This is a genomic window from Silanimonas sp., assembly GCF_044377035.1.
Lineage (GTDB): Bacteria > Pseudomonadota > Gammaproteobacteria > Xanthomonadales > Xanthomonadaceae > Silanimonas.
In genome coordinates, this window is the sequence record NZ_JBILJW010000004.1 from 77,511 (window position 1) to 95,955 (window position 18,445).

Sequence of the window (18,445 nt, forward strand, 5' to 3'; positions counted from 1 at the left end):
TGCCCCTCGTCGGTTCAGCGGATCCCGCTCAAACCCCACGGCCCGCGGCCGCTCGTCGCGGTGATCAGGCCGAGCACGCGCTTCGCCTCGTCGTCGACCATCGGCCAGGTGAAGCGCCAGCTCCAGTTGTGGTCACCCATCGTGCCCGGGATGTTCATGCGGTGCGCAGCGTCGAGGCCGAGCACGTCCTGCAGCGGGAACACGGCGAAGTTCGCGACCGAATTCGCGCAGGCGCGCACCATCGCCCAGTGCACGTCGTGCTCGGAAGCGGGCAGGTAGCTGCCGGCGAACTGGCGCTCGCGCGGCGTCGCGCTGTTCCACCAGCCGCGCACGGTGTCGTTGTCGTGCGTGCCGGTGTAGGCCACGCGCGCCCTTTCGCTGTTGTGCGGCAGGAAGGGGTCCGTGGCGTCGCCGCCGAAGGCGAACTGCAGGATCGTCATGCCGGGGAAGCCGCAGCCGTCGCGAAGTTCGATGACGTCGGGCGTGATCAGGCCGAGGTCTTCAGCAACGATGGGCAGCGGGCCAAGCGCTTTCTCGATGGCATCGAACAGCGCCTTGCCGGGGCCGGGTACCCACTGGCCTTCTTCAGCCGTGGGGCAGCTCGCGGGGATCTCGTAGTAGCCAGCGAAACCGCGGAAGTGGTCGATGCGGAACACGTCGGCAAGGCCGAGCGCGCGGCGCACGCGGTCACTCCACCACGCGAAGTCTTCCTTCGCCATGCGGTCCCAGCGGTACAGCGGGTTGCCCCAGCGCTGGCCGGTCGGCGCCATCGCATCGGGCGGGCAGCCGGCGACGGCGGTGGGCTGGCCGTCGCTGTCGAGTTGATACAAATCCGGGCGCGCCCAGCAGTCGGCGCTGTGGTGCGCGATGTAGATCGGCAGGTCGCCCATCACCGCGATGCCTTGCGTGTTGGCGTAGCCCTTCAGCGCCGCGGCCTGCGTGTCGAAGCACCACTGCACCCACGTCCAGTAGCCGATCTCGGCGGCGTGCTCGATGCGCGCGGCGGCCAAGGCCTTCGGGTCGCGGTCGCGCAGCGCCGGCGCCCAGGTCCACCACGGCATGCCGCCGTGCGCGGTCTCCAGCGCCATGAACAGCGCGTAGTCGTCGAGCCAGTAAGCCTCCTGCTGCGCCCACGCGACCTTGGCGGCGCGCTCAGCCGGCGCGTTCTTCGCGACATAGCCGGCATAGGCCGCGCGCAGTTGCGCGTTGCGCCAATCGACGACCTTGCCGAAGTCGACCTGGCGTGCATCGAAGCCGCCTTCGGGCAGCGTCGGCGCCTTGAGCCAGCCGTTCGCGACCAGGCCTTCGAGGGCGATCATCAGCGGGCTGCCGGCGAAGGCCGACACGCTCTGGTAGGGCGAGTTGCCCGGGCCGATGGGGTTCACCGGCAGCCACTGCCAGATCGTCTGGCCGGCGTCTTTCAGCCAATCGACGAACCGGAACGCGTCCGGGCCGAAGTCGCCGATGCCGTGCGGGCCGGGCAGGGAAGTGACATGCAGGAGCACGCCGGCGGCGCGCTGGTCGAGGTTGAACATCAGGTCGGCTCCGGAGCGGAGGTGAGGCGGCGAAGGACGAGCAGGCTGTGGGCCGGGACGAGCACGGCCGGGGACGCGAGTGTGGTGGTGAGCGCTTGGTCCGGGAAGGTGCCGGAGGTTTCCAGCAGCACATGCCACGGGCCGTCGGGCAGTTCGAAGGGCCGATCGCTCCCACCCGGGTTGAAGGCGATGCAGCCGCGCGGCGCGGACGAGCCGGCGGCGCGGAGCTGGCAGGCGAAGGCGCCGTCGTTGGCGTCGTGCCAATCGTCCACGCGCATGTCGCTGCCGTCGGGGCGCAGCCAGCGGATGGTCGGGTCGTCGTCGCCAGGCTCGGGCAGGAACCACGTGGGCCAGCGCAGGTAGGCCTCGCTGGCGCGCAACGCGACGAGCGCTGCGACCAGCGCGCGCGCATCGTCATCGGTGCCGAGGCCGGCCCAGTCGATCCAACCCGTGGGGTTGTCCTGGCAGTAGGCGTTGTTGTTGCCGGCCTGCGAGTTCCCCGCTTCGTCGCCGGCCAGCAGCATCGGCGTGCCTTGCGCCAGCAGCGTGGTCGCCAGCAGCGCGCGGCGGACCCGGCGACGGCGTTCGAGGACAGCCGCTTCATCGGTCGCGCCTTCGACACCGAAGTTCGTGCACACCTCGTGCGCGTGGCCGTCGCGGTTGTGCTCGCCGTTCGCTTCGTTGTGCCGTCGCGCGTAGCCGACGACGTCGGCGAGCGTCCGGCCGTCATGCGCGCTCACGTAGTTGATGCTGGCCTGCGGCCGGCGCTGGCCGTGCTGGAACAGGTCGCTCGACGCGGTGAAGCGTTTGGCGAACTCACTGCGCGGCACGGCGCTGAGCGGGTGGCCGTCGGCCGTGGCTGCCGCGCCCAGCCAGTAGCCGCGGACGGCATCGCGGAAGCGGTCGTTCCACTCGGCGAAGCGGCCCGGGAAGCGGCCGAGCTGGTAGCCCTCGAAGCCGGCATCCCACGGCTCGGCGATCAGGTGCACCTGCGCCAGCGTCGGGTCCTGCCGCAGCGCGACGAAGAACGGCGCGGACGGATCGAAGCCGTGGCGCGTGCGCCCGAGCGCGGCGCCGAGGTCGAAGCGGAAGCCGTCGACGCCCATCGTCTCGACCCAGTAGCGCAGCACGTCGAGCGCGAACTGGGTGGTGCGCGGGTGGATCAGGCGCAGGGTGTTGCCGCAGCCGCTGACGTTCTCGTAGCGGCTGCGGTCGTCGCCGACGAGGCGGTACCAGCTGGCGTTGTCGAGGCCGCGGAAGCTGAGGGTCGGGCCGTGCTTGTCGCCTTCCGCCGTGTGGTTCAAAACCACGTCGAGCACGACATCGAAGCCTTCGCGCTGCAGGGTGGCGACCATGCGACGGAATTCATTGATCCCATCGTGCGGATGTCGGCAGAGCCGCCGCGCCGGGCAGAAGAACGCGAGCGTGTTGTAGCCCCAGTAGTTGCGCAGGCCACGCTCGACCAGCGGCGCTTCGTCGAGCCACTCCATCACCGGCATCAGCGACAGCGTGGTGACGCCCAGCGACTTCAGGTGCGCGATCGATGCCGGATGGGCGAGGCCTTCGAAGGTGCCGCGCAGCGCCTCGGGAACGCCCGGCAGCTGCATGGTGAAGCCGCGCACGTTCAATTCGTATAGCACGCTGTCGCGCAGCGGGCGGCGCGGGCGCGAGGTGGCTCGCACGGCGAGACCATCGGCGATCGCGCTGGGCACGTCGACCACGCGCGCCTTCAACGCCAGCGCGGCGTTGTCGCGGGTGTCGGGTTGGCGGCCCTGCGGGTGGCTCGCGGCCCAGCCGTGGTGCTCGGGGCGCCACTGGAATTCACCGGCCAGCGCGCGGGCGTAGGGATCGAGCAGCAGCTTGGAAGGGTTGAAGCGGTAGCCGGACTCCGGCTGGTAGCGGCCGTGCGCGCGGAAGCCGTAGACCAACCCGGGGCCGGCGCCTTCGAGGCGTCCGTGGAACACGCCGTCCTCGCCCGAGTGCAGCGGCAGGCGTTCGAGTTCGCGCGTGCCGTCGTCGCTGAACACGCAGAGCTCGATGCGCTTCGCGCGCTGCGAGGCCACGGCGACGTCCACGCCGCCGTCGCGCACGTGCGCGCCCAGCGGCGCATGCGGGCCGGGCAGCAGCATGCTCATGCCGGGCGCAGCACCACGGTGGCCAGTGGCGGCAAGGTCAGGGTGAGCCCGCCGTCCTTCGCCTTCAGCACGCCGCCGCCGTTGCCAGCGTCGCTGCCGCCGTAGTGGCGCGAATCGGTGTTCAGCGCTTCGCGCCAGGCCTTCGGTGCGCCCTTCGGCAGCGGCAGGCGATAGCCCTCGCGCGGCACCGGGGTGAAGTTGCAGACGACGAGGGCGATGTCGCCGGCACCGTCATGCCGCGCCCACGCGAACACGCTCTGCTCGCGGTCGTCGCCGACCAGCCACTCGAAACCGGCGGCTTCGCCATCGAGCGCATGCAGGGCCGGGGCTTCGCGATACAGGGCATTGAGGTCGCGCACGAGGTCGCGCACGCCGGCGTGGTGCGGGTACTGCAACAGGTGCCAGGGCAGCGGTTCGGCATCGCGCCATTCGTCGCCTTGAGCGAACTCCTGGCCCATGAACAGCAGCTTCTTGCCCGGGTGGCCCCACATGAAGCCGTAGTAGGCGCGCAGGTTGGCGAAGCGCTGCCAATCGTCGCCGGGGCAGCGGCCGAGGATCGAGCCCTTGCCGTGCACCACTTCGTCGTGGGACAGCGGCAGCATGAAGTTCTCGCTGAAGGCGTACACGAGGCCGAAGCTCATCCGGTCGTGGTGCCAGCGCCGATGCACGGGCTCTTCCTGCAGGTAGCGCAGCGTGTCGTTCATCCACCCCATGTTCCATTTGAAGTGGAAGCCGAGCCCCCCGGCGTGCACCGGCGCCGATACCCCGGGGAAGCTCGTGGACTCTTCGGCCAGCGTGATGGCGCCGGGGCATTCGCGGCCGATCGTGGTGTTGATGTGCTTCAGCAGCGCGATGGCTTCGAGGTTCTCCCGGCCACCGTGCGCGTTGGGTATCCAGTTCCCCGCCTCGCGGGAATAGTCGCGGTAGAGCATCGAGGCCACCGCATCCACGCGCAGGCCGTCGACGCCCCAGTGCTCCAGCCAGTGCAGCGCGCTGCCGGTGAGGAAGCTCACCACCTCGTTGCGGCCGAAGTTCGGGATCAGCGTGCCCCAGTCGCGGTGCTCGCCTTCGCGCGGGTCGGCGTATTCGTAGAGCGCCGTGCCGTCGAAGCGGCCGAGGCCGTGGGCGTCGCGCGGGAAATGCGCCGGTACCCAATCAAGGATCACGCCGAGGCCAGCCGCATGGCAGGCGGCGACGAAACGACCGAAGCCTTCCGGTTCGCCGAAGCGCGCGGTGGGCGCGAACAGTCCGAGCGTCTGGTAGCCCCAGCTGCCGTCGAAGGGATGCTCGGTGATCGGCAGCAGTTCGACGTGGGTGAAGCCGAGCGCCGCCGCGTAGCCGGGCAGCACCGCGGCCAGCGCATCCCAGTGCGGGAAGCCGGTGCGTGCGCTGTGCTCGGCGCAGGCAGGGCGTTCGGCGGTCGCCGTGGCGAGGTCGGGGTGCGCCCAGGAGGCGAGGTGCACCTCGTAGGTGCTGATCGGCACGCCACGATGGTTGCGTGCGGCGCGGTTGGCCGGCAGGGGCGTGTCGGCGCGCGGCGCGGCCACGCGGCTGGCATTGCCGGGGCGCAGCTCGCTGGCGAACGCGTAGGGGTCGGCCTTGGCCGGCAACAGGCTGCCGTTGGCATCGACCAGCTCGTACTTGTAGAGGTCGCCCGGCGCGGCATGCGGCACGAACAGCTCCCACACGCCCGCGGTGTGGCGCAGGCGCATCGGATGCCGGCGGCCGTCCCAGCCGTTGAAATCGCCGACCACGGAAACGCGCCGCGCATTCGGCGCCCAGACGGCGAAGCGGACGCCCTGAATGCCGCTGATCGTAGTGGCGTGCGCGCCGAGGAAGCGCTGAGGGCGGGTGTGGTGGCCTTCGTGGAAGGCGCGCAGTTCGTCGTCGCTGATCTGCGGGCCGAACGCATAGGCGTCCGCGTAGGTGCCGTCGTCGCCATTGGCCCAGCGCACCCGCAGGAGGTAGTCGAAACGCTGCTTTCGGCGAGGGATGCGGCCTTCGAACAGCGGCGTGACCAGGCTCTCGCCCGCCGACAGCCCGAGGGCGCGCGGCGCCAGCGTCGCGACGGCCTTGCCCGTCGCGGCATCGAGCACGTCGACGGCGTCGGCGCCGGGCAGCAGGGCGCGCAGCCACAGCGCGCCGGCCGCGTCGGCGTGGAGGCCGAGCACGGCGAAGGGATCGGCGTGGCGCGCCGCGAGCAGGGCCGCGACGGCGCCCGGATCAAGCATTCGTTTTCGCGGCCTTCGCGGCGCCGGGCACGGACCAGACCTTGGCGGCGTACTCGGCCACCGTGCGGTCGGCCGAGAAGTAGCTCATGCCGGCGATGTTGCGGATCACGGCGGCATTCCACGCTTTCGGATCGCGGTAGAGCACATCCACGCGCGCCTGCGTGGCGACGTAGTCGGCGAAGTCGGCGAGCAGCAGGTAGGTGTCGCGGTTCAGCAGGCCGTCGACGAGGGCGCGATAGCGCTGCGGTTCGCCGGGGCTGAAGGCGCCGCTGCCGATGGCGTCGAGCACGGCTTTGAGAGAAGCGTTCTGCGCGGCGATCCAGCGCGGGTCGTAGCCCACGGCCTTCAGGTTCGCCACCGCATCGGCGCGCAAGCCGAACACGAACACGTCGTCCTCGCCGATGTGCTGTGCCATCTCGATGTTGGCGCCGTCCCAGGTGCCGATGGTCAGCGCGCCGTTCATGGCGAACTTCATGTTGCCGGTGCCGCTGGCTTCCGTGCCCGCGGTGCTGATCTGCTCGGAGAGGTCGGCGGCCGGGATGATCGACTCGGCCAGCGACACGCCGTAGTTCGGCAGGAAGACCAGCTTCAGCTTGCCGCCGAGGCGCGGGTCGCTGTTGACCACGCGGCCGATGTCCGTAGCGAGGCGGACGATCTGCTTCGCCGCCACGTAGGCGCTGGCGGCCTTGCCGGCGATCACGACGGTGCGCGGCGTCCAGCCCTGGCCCTCGGGGCCGGCCGGGTTCGCCAGCATGGCCTGATAGCGGGCGACGACGTGCAGCAGGTTGAGCAGCTGGCGCTTGTACTCGTGGATGCGCTTGATCTGCACGTCGAACAGCGAATCGACATCGACCACCACGCCGAGTTCGCGGCGGATGCGCTCGGCCAGCTTTTCCTTGTTGGCGCGCTTCACCGCGGCGAGGCGCCGGCCCAGTGCGGCGTCGCCTGCCTGCGCACGCAGGGCCGAGAGCTGGCCGAGGTCGCGGCGCCAGCCGGTGCCGATGCTGTCGTCCAGCAGGTTCGACAGGCCCGGGTTGCACTGCTGCAGCCAGCGCCGCGGCGTGACGCCGTTGGTGACGTTGGTGAAGCGCTCCGGATAGAGGCGCGCGTAGTCGGAGAAGATCGTTTCGACCATCAGGTCGGAATGCAGCTTCGCCACACCGTTGACCTGGTGCGACGCGACGACGGCGAGCGCGGCCATGCGCACGCGGCGGCCGTGCAGCTCGTCGATGATCGACACGCGCTGCACCAAGTCGTCGTCGCCCGGCGATTTGGTTCGCACCTCAGACAGAAATTCGTGGTTGATGCGGTAGATGATCTCGAGGTGGCGCGGCAGCAGGCGCTCGACCATCGCGACCGGCCAGGTCTCCAGCGCTTCCGGCATTAGGGTGTGGTTGGTGTAGGCCACGGCCTGGCGGGTGATCGCCCAGGCCTCGCCCCACTCCAAGCCATGCTCATCGACAAGAATCCGCATGAGTTCGGCCGGGGCCAGCGCGGGATGCGTGTCGTTGAGATGGATGGCGTTGCCGCGACCGAGCTCGGCCAGCGGCCGGCCTTCGGCGAGATGGCGCGCGATCAGGTCCTGCAGCGAGGCGGAAACGAGGAAGGCCTCCTGCTTCAGGCGAAGCGTGCGGCCGGCCTCGGTGCTGTCGTCGGGGTAGAGCACCCAGTTCAGCGTGTCGGCGGCAAGTTGCGCGGCGCCCGCTGCGGCGTAATCCCCGCGGCAGAAAGCGGCGAAATCGATCGGCTGCTCGGCGCTGGCCTCCCACTGGCGCAGCGTGGCGACGTGGCCATGGGCATGTGCCGGCACCACGAAGTCGAAAGCGCGGGCGCGGACGCGTTCGGCCGGCACCCAGCGACGCGTGCCACCGGCGTCCGACTCGACATGGCCGCCGAAGCCCACCACGAAGGCGACGTCGGCGCGTTCGAAATCCCAGTGCGTGCCGTCGCGCTGCCAGTCGTCCGGGCGCTCGACCTGTGCGCCGTCCTGCAGGCCCTGCGCGAACATGCCGTAGCGGTAGCGCAGGCCGTAGCCGAAGGAGGGCAGGCCGAGCTCCGCGAAGGAATCGAGGAAGCAGGCGGCCAGGCGGCCGAGGCCGCCGTTGCCCAGCGCGGCATCCGGCTCGGATTCGAGCACGTCGGCGAGCGAAACGCCGCGTGCGGCGAGTTCATCGCGCAGCGCGGGCTCGAGCTGCAGGGCGGCGAGGGCGTTGCGCATCGCGCGGCCCATCAGGAATTCCATCGACAGGTAATGCACGCGGCGCTGGTCCTTGCCGCGCGCGGCGTCCTTGGCCTGTGTGGCGGCCCAGCGCTCGGCCAGCGGGCCGCGGCAGGCCTCGGCGGCGGCACGCAGCGCGGCGCGGGCAGCGGGGGCCTCGCGGCCGTCGGTGGTCGTCATGGCAAGCGCTCGACGGAAGGCCGCGACGAGGTCGGCGGCGGGCGGGGCGGCCGGCGTCGTGGCCGGAACGGTAGCGGGCTGGGTCGTCATCCGCGGGAGCTTAAGACCCACGTCCGCGCTGGGGCGGGCGTGAAAACGTATTCATGGGCGCGGGCACGACGGCGTGTCGATCAACGCACGAAAACCGCGACGCTGCGGCCCGGCACCGAGACCCGTCCGTCGGCGCCAAGCGTGCCCTCGGCGAGACCGTCGAGGGCGGGGTGCAGCGTCCAGCTGCCGCCGCCTGTCGCCGCCACCGTTGCCGTGCGCGGGCGCGGGTCGGTGTTGAGCACATAGACAAGCTGTCGGCCGTGCGCCAGATGCGTGGCCGGCAGCGCGCGGCCGTCGAGATGCCCGATGACGAGACCGGGTTCGCCGTCCACCGGGACGAAGCGCAGCGCGGCCTGCACGGCATCGGTCGTCGCCAGCCGCAGCAGGGGCTCGTCGCGGCGCAGGCGCAGCAGGGCCTGCGTCCAGGTGTTCACGAAGGCGGCGTCCTCGGCGCGGGGTGCGATCTCTCCGGCGCGCCCGAGCACGACGCGCATCTGCGGCCAGCTGTCCTCGTTGTCCCAGGCCGGCGGCAGGCCGATGCCGAAGGTGCTGCGTTCACCGGTCCAATCGACGACGTTGAACGCATCGCCGGAGTTGTAGCTGTTGCGGTCCAGCGACTTGCTGCGCATCACCTCTTGCCCGGCGTGCAGGTAGGCCACGCCTTGCGCAAGCAACACCAGCGCGTTGCCCAGCACCTGCACGCGTGCCCGGTCATGGCGCGTGGTCTCAAGCGGCAGGCGCAGGGCGTTGCTGTCGAACAGCGTGAGGTTGTCGTGGTTCTCGGTGTAGTTGACGACCTCGTCCGGCTGGCTGGCATAGCCGGCCGGGCCGCTGCCGTAGCGGATGTCGCGCAGCGGCTTCACCACGCCGTCGGCGTCGAAGGTCTCGACATCGACGAGCGTGCCCGCGAGGCCGACACGGATCAGCGCCTCGGCACGGCGCAGTTCCGCTTCGGTCTCCGCCTTCGGGCGTGCGGCGTTCGCCGCGTTCGGCGCGTGGTGGAGGCCGGAGAGCCAGCCCTGCGCGTTCAGCGCCTCGCCTCGGTCACCGGCGCGGCCGCCGCGGGCCGCGTCGCGCATCCGGTCGCTGAAGGTGGCGATGCCGGTGCCGTTCAACACGCCCTGCGTGGCTTGCGGGAAGCGGGCCCCGTCGGCGACTTCGCCGAAGTTCCAGCCCTCGCCCAGCAGGTGGATGCGGCGACCGGTGGCTGCGTCGACCGCGCGCTGCAGCTCGAGCATCGCCGCCTTGGGCTGGTGGCCCATCAGGTCGAAGCGGAAGGAATCGATGCGGTAGTCGCGCGCCCAGATCACCGCCGATTCGATCATCAGCTTGGCCATCATCGTGGCCTCGGTGGCGGTGTTCGGGCAGCAGGTCGAGGTCTCCACCAAGCCTTGCGCGTTCAAGCGGTGGTAGTAGCCCGGCACGACGCGGTCGAGCACCGACTGCCGGTCCTGCCCGCTCGCCATCGTGTGGTTGTAGACGACATCGAGGCCCACGCGCAGGCCGGCTTGGTGCAGCGCCTGAACCATCGTGCGGAACTCGCGTACCCGCGTCGCGGCCTCGTCGGGCGCCGTGCTGTAGCTGCCCTCGGGCACGTTGAAGTGCCACGGGTCATAGCCCCAGTTGTAGCAGTCACGCTCGCGCACGGCGCCGATCGCCGCCTGCACGCCTTCGCCGGCCGGGCCTTCACCGGCAGGAAGCTCGGGCCGCGCGCAATCGCGTTCTGGCACGGAAGCGAGGTCGTAGGTGGGCAGCAGGTGCACGTCGGTGAGGCCGGCGGCGGCCAGCGCTCGCAGATGCCTCATGCCCGCCGTGTCGTCATGGGTGAAAGCGAGGTAGGTGCCGCGATGCGCGGCGGGCACCGTGGCGTCGTCGCGCGAGAAGTCGCGGACGTGTAGCTCGTAGACCACGAGATCGGTGTTGCCTTGCACGGTGTCGGGGCGGCGGTCGTCGGCCCAGCCCTCCGGCTTCGTCGCCGGGTCGTCGAGATCGAGCACGACAGACGCCTGCGAATCCGCATTCAAGCCGAGCGCATACGGATCGGTAACGCGGTTGCGCACGAGACCGACGCCCGGCACCAGAACGTCGACGAGGAAGGCATAGCGTCGACCGCGAAGGTCGGCGGGGACGGTGTGCGTCCACACGCCGCTCGCGGACTCGATATGCATCAGCTGAGCATCAACGGTCGGTGCAACGCCGGCGGTCGACGCCTCGGTGGCGCCGAACAAGCAGAGCGACACGTTCGTGGCCGTCGGGGCCCACAGCGCGAAGCGTGTCGCGCCCGCGTCGATCGTCGCGCCGAGCGTGGCGTCCTTCGCCTTGGGCGCGAACACGGCATCCAACGCGCCGGCGTTCTGCAGGCCGGTGGCATCGAGCACGCGGCCGTCGGCGTCGAGCGCCGCGACGACCAGCGTTTCGCGCCAAGCGTCCGTCGGCAGCGGGTCGGCGAGTTCGAAGGTGCCGCCGCCCACATGGCTGAAACGGGAATCGCTGCTGCGAAGACGGATCGGCGCCAGTGCATGCCGGATCGCGTGGCCTTCCGGCGCGGCGCCGGGAACGAGCCGAAGCTGCGGGCTCGGCGCGCGCAGCAGCACGACCGAGGCGGCCTCCGCTGGCGCGGCCCAGCGCAGTGTCGTGGCATCGAGCCACGCCGCGCGTTGGTGCGCGGGCAGGGCGTCGGACCATGGATGGATCACCGTCGTTCCGGCATGCACGGCGCACTCCGCCGGTCGCGTGTCGGGCGGCGGCATCGCGTGGGCCGGGCTCGCGGCGACGGCGAGGGCGACGAAGGCGGTGGTGCGAAGCAGCATGGAAAGTCCGTCGGGCGGGCGGCTTCGCATCCTAGGCCGTGCGCGCGCGGTAGGCGGCTCGATCGCGATGCATACGTATGCGTGCGCCGCCCGGGTTCGGGACAGCCGCTACGCTCACTGCCAATTCGATGGAACGGTTTTCGCATGCTGCGATGCATCACGCTGTTGGCGGTTTTGGGTTGTGTTGGTCTCGCCAATGCGACGTCGCCCTATTGCGCGCCGCAGGGCGACGCGCCGTCTCTCCGTTTGCATTCGACGGGTGGCCCCGAAGGCCGCGGCCAACGCATCGTCGCCAGCGACCAGCATCGTGGCGACCTCGACGCGCGGGCCTTCGAGTGGCTGGGCGGCACGGGCTATCGGATGCACGCGTGGTCCGGGCCGGGGGATCTCGCCCTGCTGCGTGGATTCGCGATCCTGGTCGATGGCCAGCTTCTCGATCGTCGCGACGCCGAAAGCGACACGCTGCGCCCCTGGGGCCACGAAGTGCAGCATGCGGACGGCAGCATCGAGGCCCTGCAACTGCAGGCCGGACATCCTGCGCTGTCGATCTGCGCGGAAGGGCGCGACGACCGACGCGTTGCCCTCCTGCTGATGCTGGGGCCGGATGCCGAAGGGCACGCGTTCTCCGCCAACGTGCCGGTGCGGCGCGTCGAGGCCGATGACGCGCTGCGGCGGGCCGTGGGTGCGCCTGCGGAGATCGCGTTGGTCCTCGTCGAGCCCGAGGTGCCGACCTCGAAGCTCGCGGTGCATCTGGCCTTCGGCCGAACCCAGGACGACGCGAACGCGACGATGGTCGCGCTGCAGAGCGGGGCGGATCAGGGTTCCGGCGGGGATCTGTGGGCGGCCGGCATCGAACGCCGTCGCGCGGGCCTCGAATCGTTGCGCATACGCACGGGGGATGCGGCTTTCGATGACGCCTTCCGCTGGGCCATCGCCAGCAATGCCACTTTCCGCACCGACGAGTTCGGCCCGGGCCTCTGGGCCGGTCTGCCGTGGTTCCGCGACAACTGGGGCCGCGACACCTTCATCGCCCTGCCGGGCACCCACCTCGTCACCGGCGAGTTCGAGCGCGCGCAGGCCGTCATCGAGAACTTCACGCGATGGCAGAACCGCGCCGACGGCCCGGAAAAGGGGCGGGTGCCGAACCGCGTGGCCGCCGCGACCGACACGCTCTACAACACCGTCGACGGCACGCCTTGGCTGATCCGCGCGGCGTGGGAAACGGCGCATGCTAGCGGCGATGCGGCCGGATTGCCCGGGCTGCGGCGCCTCGTCCGCGACTACGTGGCCGGTGCCGAGCCGCACCTCGACGACGAGGGTCTGCTGCGCCACGCCGAAGCCGACACATGGATGGATGCGCGCATCCGCGGCGGTCGCGGCTGGTCGCCGCGCGGCGATCGCGCCATCGAGATCCAAGCGCTTTGGCATGCGGTGCTGGTGATCGGTGCGGATCTGGCGACGCGCGATGGCGACAGCGCCGAGGCCGAACGCTACGCCGCGATGGCGGCTCGCACGCGCGCCGCGGTGTTGGCGCGCTTCTGGCGTGACGGCCGCTTGGCCGACCGCCTGCTTGCCGATGGCCGCGTCGATACCAGCGTGCGGCCGAACGCCTGGATGGCGGTCTCGGTGCCGCCGCTGCCGGAGCGCGCCCCCTTCCTGCCTCGCGACGTCGAGCAGGCCGTGGCGCGGGACACGACCGCCGCGTTGCTGCTGACCCGTGGGCCGCTGTCGCTCGCCCCCGACGACCCGCGCTTCCACCCGCGGCATGTCGATGAGGCGCACCACCACAAGGACGCCGCGTACCACAACGGCACGGTCTGGCAGTGGACGGCGGGCCCGGCGATCACGGCCCTGGCGCGCTTCCAGCAGCAGGAAACGGCGTATCGCGTCACCCGCGAGCTGTCCCGGCAGATCCTCGAGGACGACGCGCCGGGGCATCTCGCGGAACTCGCCGACGCCACGCTCGACGACGCGGGGCGCGTGCGCCCCTCCGGCACCTACGCGCAGAGTTGGAGCACCGCGGAGTTCGTGCGCAATGCCGTGCAGGATTACCTCGGCGTGCGCCCGCGGCTGCTCGAAGGCGTGGTCGACGTGGTGCCCGCGCTCCCCGCTGCATGGACCGACATCGAGGCCGTGCTGCCGCTGGGCGATGGCGAACCACTGCGCTTCACCGTGACCCAGAGCGACGGCCGCCAACGTTGGACCTTCGCGGCGCGCGCCACGCCCTTGCGACTCGCGCTGGGCGGCTCGCTGCGGGCACACGGCAGCGGCGGGTTGACCCTGGGCGAGCGCCCGGTCGTCGTCGACGTCGCCATGCCCGCAGCCCCGGCGCCGTGGCCGCTCGCCGCCGAGCCCACGCCGCCCTCGGGCGGTTGGCCGGTGCGGCAGGGCCGCGATGTGCTCGAACGCTTCATCGAATCCGGCGGCCTCGACCGCCATCCGCAACCGACGCGCGCGCAACTGCTCGCGCCGACCGACACCGAGCGCAAGGACACCCCATGACCTCGAAACCTTCCCGACTGCTCCCCGCGGCCCTGGCGGGCGTGATCGCGCTGCTGCCGGCGTGGGCCGCGGCCCAGTGGCGCCATCTGGACTCGCTGCCGCAGGTGCAGCGCGACGGCAACACGGTGACGTTCGCGGCCGCCGCTGACAGTGGGCGCACCGAGCACGTGGCCATCAGCGTGTTGTCGCCCGAGGTCGTGCGCGTGCGGTTTTCTCCCGTGGCCTTCGGCAGGGACCACAGCGATGCCGTCGTGGATCGGCAGCTCGGCGTGCAGGACTTCCGCTTCGAATCAACCGCTTTCGGCAGCCTGATCGCCACCGACGCCCTGCGCGTCGAAGTTCAGGCCGCTCCGTTCCGCCTCACCATCAAGGACGCCGACGGCAACGTCATCGACGCCGATGACGCCGGTCGCGGCATCGCGCACGACGGCTCGGCTGTGCGGGTGTGGAAGCAGCTGCGCGACACCGACAACGTCTACGGCTTCGGCGAGAAGAACGGCGCCTTCAACAAGCGCGGTTGGGCACTGGGCGGCTACCACTACGTGATGTGGAACAGCGACACCTACGGCTACGACAACTCCACCGACCCGATCTATGCCTCGGTGCCGTTCTACCTCGTGCTGCGCGAGGGCCGCGCGCATGGCGTGTTCCTCGACAACACCCACCGCAGCAGCTTCGACGTTGGCCGCGAGCGCCGTGGACTGCTGAGCTTCGGCGCCGACGGCGGCGAGCTCGACTACACGGTGATCGCCGGTCCGCACCCGCGCGACGTCGTGCGCCGCTACGCGCAGCTCACCGGCCGCGCGCCGCTTCCTCCGCGCTGGGCGCTGGGCTACCACCAGAGCCGCTGGAGCTACTACCCGGAGGCGCGCGTGCGCCGCCTGGCCGACACCTTCCGACAGGAGCAGGTGCCGGCCGACACGCTGTGGCTGGACATCGACTACCAGGACGAGTTCAAGCCCTTCACGTGGAGCGCCGAGCGCTTTCCCGCCCCGGCCAAACTCGTCGCCGATCTGCGCGAGCAGGGCTTCCGCACGGTCGTGATCCTCGATCCGCATCCGACGAAAGAGCCGGGTTACCGGATCTTCGACGAGGGCGTGGCCGGCGACCATTTCGTCAAGAACCCGGACGGCACGCTGTTCGAAGGCCCGGTCTGGCCGATCAATGCGCCGAACAAGCCGGGCAACAGCGTGTTCCCCGACTTCACCCGTCCCGCTACGCGCGCGTGGTGGGGTCGGCAGCACAAGATGTTCACCGACGTCGGCATCGCCGGCATCTGGAACGACATGAACGAGCCGGCCGTGTGGGTGCCGCCGGCCAACACCATGCCCGACGATGTCCGCTTCGACCACGAAGGCCAGCCCACCAACCATGCCGAGGTGCACAACCTCTACGGCATGCAGATGACGCGCTCGACCTTCGAAGGCCTCACCGCCCTGAAGCCCGAGGAGCGGCCCTTCGTGCTGACGCGCGCCACCTTCGCGGGCGGCCAGCGCTACGCCTGGGTGTGGACCGGCGACAACCGCGCCGAATGGTCCTCGCTGCAGCAGTCGATCCCGATGCTGCTGAACTTCGGGCTCTCGGGCTTCCCCTTCATCGGCGGCGATGTTGGCGGCTTCTCGGGCTACCCGTCGGGCGAGCTGTTCACCCGCTGGCTGCAGGCGGCGCTGTTCTCGCCGTTCTTCCGCGGGCACACCGAACAGGCCACGCCGGACCAGGAGCCGTGGTCCTTCGGCCAGCCGTGGACGCGCATCAACAAGGCCACCATCGAGCTGCGCTACCGCCTGTTGCCCACCCTGTACACGGCGGTGGAGGAGTCCAGCCGAACGGGCCTGCCGGTGATGCGCCCGCTGATGCTCGAGTACCCCGAGGACCCGCAGACCCACGGCCGTGGCGACCAGTTCCTCGTCGGCACCGACTTGCTCGTGGCACCCGTTCTCGTCGAGTCCGCGACCTCGCGCGACGTGTACTTCCCCAAGGGCGAATGGATCGACTTCCACACCGGCACGCGCCTCGAGGGCGGAAAGACCCACAAGGTCGACGCGCCGGTCGAGCGCCTGCCGGTTTTTGTTCGGGCTGGAAGCATGGTGGCCATGCAGCCGGTGGTGCAGCACACCGGCGAGATGGCCGCGCAGCCGATCGTCTTCCGTGCCTTCCCCGATTCGCAAGGCCGTGCCACGGGCGTGCTCTACGACGACGACGGCGAGTCGATGGCCTACCGCGACGGCGCTTTCCTGCGCCAGCGGGCCACGCTGCGCACGGTCCGGGGCAAGGCCTGCGTCGCGTTGGAGACGGTCGAGGGCCGGGCCGAGGCCTCGTCGCGTGAGCGCCGCTTCGAGGGCCCGGAGGGAGCGCCGTTGCCGGCCTGTTGAGTGGCCGATGTCACGGAATCACCGGGCCTGACGTTTCGAGGCCCGCCGGCCGCTTGACCGTCGCGTGGTCGAGGCGTATTCCCGGGGCTACGCATGTGCGTGGCCCCGGGGAGGGACGTGCATGGAGCTCGTAGCTGCCTCCGGACTGGGGCTCAAAATCGGTGACCGCCTCGAGGTGGCCATCGTCGATCGCAGCGGCCAGGTCCTGCTGCAGAAGGGCAAGGTCATCGGCACCGAGGCCGTGCTCGATCGATTGAACGAGCGCGGCTTCTTCCAGCGCCAGACCGCCGAGGAAGAAGAACTCTCCGACCTCGATCGGCTCGAAGAGCAACTGCATCGCGAGTCGTCCACCGAAGGCCGACTCGCCCTTCTGGTCGAGCAGATCGAAAAGCTGCTGCGCAGCCTCGTTCGCCCGCCCTCGGGAACCACCTGGGCCGACCTCGAATCCGTCGTGCGCTGGCTCGACGAACTGTTCATCCGCGACCAGGACCAGTTCATTGGCGTGCAGCAGCTGCTCGCCCACAGCCACACGCTGTCGGAGCGGGCCCTGCACGCGGCGGCGGTGGCCAAGCTGCTGGCCGTGGCCGAGGGCCTGCCTCGCGAGGCCCAGACCAGCCTCGTGGCGGCCGCGCTCACCGTCGACGTGGCCGTGGTCGAGGACCACGACGATCTCGCACTCCACCCCGGCGACCTGCTCGACCACCACAAGCAGATGGTGGCCGACCACCCCGTGCGTGCGGTGGAACTGCTCGAGCACATCGGCGTCCATGACCCGGTGTGGATGCAGGCCGTGGAAATGCACCACGAACGGCTGGATGGCTCGGGCTACCCGCGAGGCTTGGCCGGTGCGCAGATCCCCGTCGGTCCGCGCATCGTCGCGCTCGCCGACGCCTTCACCGCGATGATGCGGCCGCGCGCCGACCGTCCGGCCTACCTCGCCAAGGACGCGCTGCGCGAACTGTTCGTGGGTGGCGCGGCCAAGTTCGACCCCCGGCTGGTGCAGCTGTTGGTGAAGCAGCTGGGCGTCTATCCGCCGGGCACCGTGGTGAAGCTGGCGAATGGCGAGGTCGGCGTCTGCGTGCGCCGCACCAACGATGCGCGCAAGCCCGTCCTCCGTGCCGTCATCGACCCGAGCGGCCAGCTGTACGCCACGCCGAAACGCCGCGACGTGGACGAGACGGCCTCGAAGATCGTCGAGGTGATTCCCGCGGACCGCCACCGCAACATCCGCAGCCTGATCGTGCAGCTGTGGAAGAAGGACCTCGAGCTCACCGAAAGCGGGGGTTGAGCTCGTCCTCGCGTGGCGGCAGCAGGAAGGTGAACACGCCATCCAAGCGCGCGGCCCAGGCGTTTTCCGAGTGATCGGCACCGGGGAAGGCCAAGCTGCGATAGGCCGGGAACGCCCAGCCTTTCGCCAGCGCGATGCGATCCACTTCGGCCTGCAGCGGCGGGTAGAACGCGTCCAGCGTCGCGTCACCGTGGTCGAAGTAGAGGCGGTGCCGCCCCGGCGTCGGCAGCTGCGCGCGGAGGTAGTCGAAGAAGGCGGGGGGCACCGGGTTGTCCGTGCCCGGGAAGATGCCGGGCCAGTGCGTCGACATCGCCCCGAAGCCGCCGAAAGCCGCAGGACGCTCGGACAGGGCGTAGGTCGAGATCAGGCCGCCCATGCTGGCGCCGATCAGCACGCGGTCGTCGGCGTCGGGCGAGACGGCATAGCGCGATGCCACCTCGGGCAGCACGCGATCCGTCAGCCAGCCGACGAAGGCATCGCTGTAGAGATCCGTGGTGAAGAGCGGGGCCTCGCCGCGTTTCGCCCCATGCCGCAGCCCTTCGCGCACGGCCGCGGGTAGCGCTTCGAAGGGGCGCTGGGGGAAGTACTCCGCATGCCGCGCGGGGCCGGCGTTCCAGACCCCGACGACGATGAAGGGCCGCGTGCGTCCAGCCGCCTGAAGCGCACTGGCGGTCTCGTCGACGCGCCACTCCTGGCGGTTCCAGGTGATGCCGGCATCGAACAGCATCTGTCCGTCGAACATCATAGCCACGGCGTAGGGTGCGTCCTCTGGGTAGCCCGGCGGCAGCCAGACGTCGATCGGCCGGGCGGCCACCGGGCCCTCGGCCGGTAGGGCCAGGCGCTCGATGCGGCCCGCGGCGACGGTGGGCAGGGGCGGCGCGTCGGCGGGCGGCTCCGCGGCATCGAGCGGCAGGGCCAGTCCGAGCAGCAGGGCAAGGGCGGGAAGGGCGCGGGGCATCGGGGTCTCCGTCCGGTAAGGGTTCTTCACGGCGCCGCAACCGAATTCACATGGACAGGTCCGGCGCGCTCGGTTAAACGTTAGCGCCTCACGGAGCGGCGCGGGGGCGCCGCCGTGTTTCCACAG

9 protein-coding genes are annotated in these 18,445 nt (G+C 70.6%); 3 read left to right on the forward strand and 6 right to left on the reverse strand.

Annotation, left to right across the window (positions count from 1 at the left end):
- Positions 1 to 14: 14 nt before the first annotated feature.
- The 5 genes from malQ to pulA form a co-directional block, all read right to left on the reverse strand.
- On the reverse strand, positions 15 to 1,535 hold the full coding sequence (malQ, locus tag ACIQ6S_RS03280) for a 4-alpha-glucanotransferase (RefSeq protein ID WP_397607113.1): 1,521 nt from the start codon (positions 1,533 to 1,535) through the stop codon (positions 15 to 17).
- Positions 1,535 to 3,670, reverse strand: a complete 2,136-nt coding sequence (gene glgX / locus ACIQ6S_RS03285; RefSeq protein ID WP_397607114.1) for a glycogen debranching protein GlgX — start codon at positions 3,668 to 3,670, stop codon at positions 1,535 to 1,537. The genes malQ and glgX overlap by 1 nt, the downstream gene beginning before the upstream one ends.
- Positions 3,667 to 5,901 carry a 1,4-alpha-glucan branching protein GlgB gene (gene glgB / locus ACIQ6S_RS03290; RefSeq protein WP_397607115.1) on the reverse strand — a complete coding sequence of 745 codons (2,235 nt, stop codon included), beginning with the start codon at positions 5,899 to 5,901 and terminating at the stop codon, positions 3,667 to 3,669. The genes glgX and glgB overlap by 4 nt, the downstream gene beginning before the upstream one ends.
- Positions 5,894 to 8,389: a glycogen/starch/alpha-glucan phosphorylase gene (locus tag ACIQ6S_RS03295; protein WP_397607116.1), complete on the reverse strand. Its 2,496-nt coding sequence runs from the start codon at positions 8,387 to 8,389 to the stop codon at positions 5,894 to 5,896. The genes glgB and ACIQ6S_RS03295 overlap by 8 nt, the downstream gene beginning before the upstream one ends.
- An 80-nt stretch (positions 8,390 to 8,469) precedes the next feature.
- Complete coding sequence (gene pulA / locus ACIQ6S_RS03300; RefSeq protein WP_397607117.1) at positions 8,470 to 11,199, reverse strand: pullulanase-type alpha-1,6-glucosidase; 2,730 nt, start codon at positions 11,197 to 11,199, stop codon at positions 8,470 to 8,472.
- Positions 11,200 to 11,343: 144 nt separating this feature from the next.
- Here pulA and ACIQ6S_RS03305 point away from each other — a divergent pair, with 144 nt between their 5' ends.
- The 3 genes from ACIQ6S_RS03305 to ACIQ6S_RS03315 all read left to right on the forward strand — a co-directional run bounded on the left by ACIQ6S_RS03305 (position 11,344) and on the right by ACIQ6S_RS03315 (position 17,361).
- Positions 11,344 to 13,701 (forward strand): amylo-alpha-1,6-glucosidase, encoded by a 2,358-nt coding sequence (locus tag ACIQ6S_RS03305; RefSeq protein ID WP_397607118.1) that lies wholly within the window; start codon positions 11,344 to 11,346, stop codon positions 13,699 to 13,701.
- Positions 13,698 to 16,073, forward strand: a complete 2,376-nt coding sequence (locus ACIQ6S_RS03310) for a glycoside hydrolase family 31 protein (RefSeq protein ID WP_397607119.1) — start codon at positions 13,698 to 13,700, stop codon at positions 16,071 to 16,073. The genes ACIQ6S_RS03305 and ACIQ6S_RS03310 overlap by 4 nt, the downstream gene beginning before the upstream one ends.
- 121 nt (positions 16,074 to 16,194) lie before the next feature.
- Positions 16,195 to 17,361 (forward strand): HD-GYP domain-containing protein, encoded by a 1,167-nt coding sequence (locus ACIQ6S_RS03315; protein ID WP_397607120.1) that lies wholly within the window; start codon positions 16,195 to 16,197, stop codon positions 17,359 to 17,361.
- Here the strand turns inward: ACIQ6S_RS03315 and ACIQ6S_RS03320 are convergent.
- Complete coding sequence (locus tag ACIQ6S_RS03320) at positions 17,342 to 18,319, reverse strand: alpha/beta hydrolase (protein ID WP_397607121.1); 978 nt, start codon at positions 18,317 to 18,319, stop codon at positions 17,342 to 17,344. The genes ACIQ6S_RS03315 and ACIQ6S_RS03320 overlap by 20 nt on opposite strands.
- Between the last annotated feature and the right edge of the window lie 126 nt (positions 18,320 to 18,445).

What these genes read in the sequence shown, in the direction of transcription:
- glgB (WP_397607115.1), bottom strand. Translation starts at nt 5,901, where the DNA reads ATGCTTGATCCGGGCGCCGTCGCGGCCCTGCTCGCGGCGCGCCACGCC.
- ACIQ6S_RS03305 (WP_397607118.1), top strand. Translation starts at nt 11,344, where the DNA reads ATGCTGCGATGCATCACGCTGTTGGCGGTTTTGGGTTGTGTTGGTCTC.
- ACIQ6S_RS03295 (WP_397607116.1), bottom strand. Translation starts at nt 8,389, where the DNA reads ATGACGACCCAGCCCGCTACCGTTCCGGCCACGACGCCGGCCGCCCCG.
- malQ (WP_397607113.1), bottom strand. Translation starts at nt 1,535, where the DNA reads ATGTTCAACCTCGACCAGCGCGCCGCCGGCGTGCTCCTGCATGTCACT.
- ACIQ6S_RS03310 (WP_397607119.1), top strand. Translation starts at nt 13,698, where the DNA reads ATGACCTCGAAACCTTCCCGACTGCTCCCCGCGGCCCTGGCGGGCGTG.
- ACIQ6S_RS03320 (WP_397607121.1), bottom strand. Translation starts at nt 18,319, where the DNA reads ATGCCCCGCGCCCTTCCCGCCCTTGCCCTGCTGCTCGGACTGGCCCTG.
- glgX (WP_397607114.1), bottom strand. Translation starts at nt 3,670, where the DNA reads ATGAGCATGCTGCTGCCCGGCCCGCATGCGCCGCTGGGCGCGCACGTG.
- pulA (WP_397607117.1), bottom strand. Translation starts at nt 11,199, where the DNA reads ATGCTGCTTCGCACCACCGCCTTCGTCGCCCTCGCCGTCGCCGCGAGC.
- ACIQ6S_RS03315 (WP_397607120.1), top strand. Translation starts at nt 16,195, where the DNA reads ATGGAGCTCGTAGCTGCCTCCGGACTGGGGCTCAAAATCGGTGACCGC.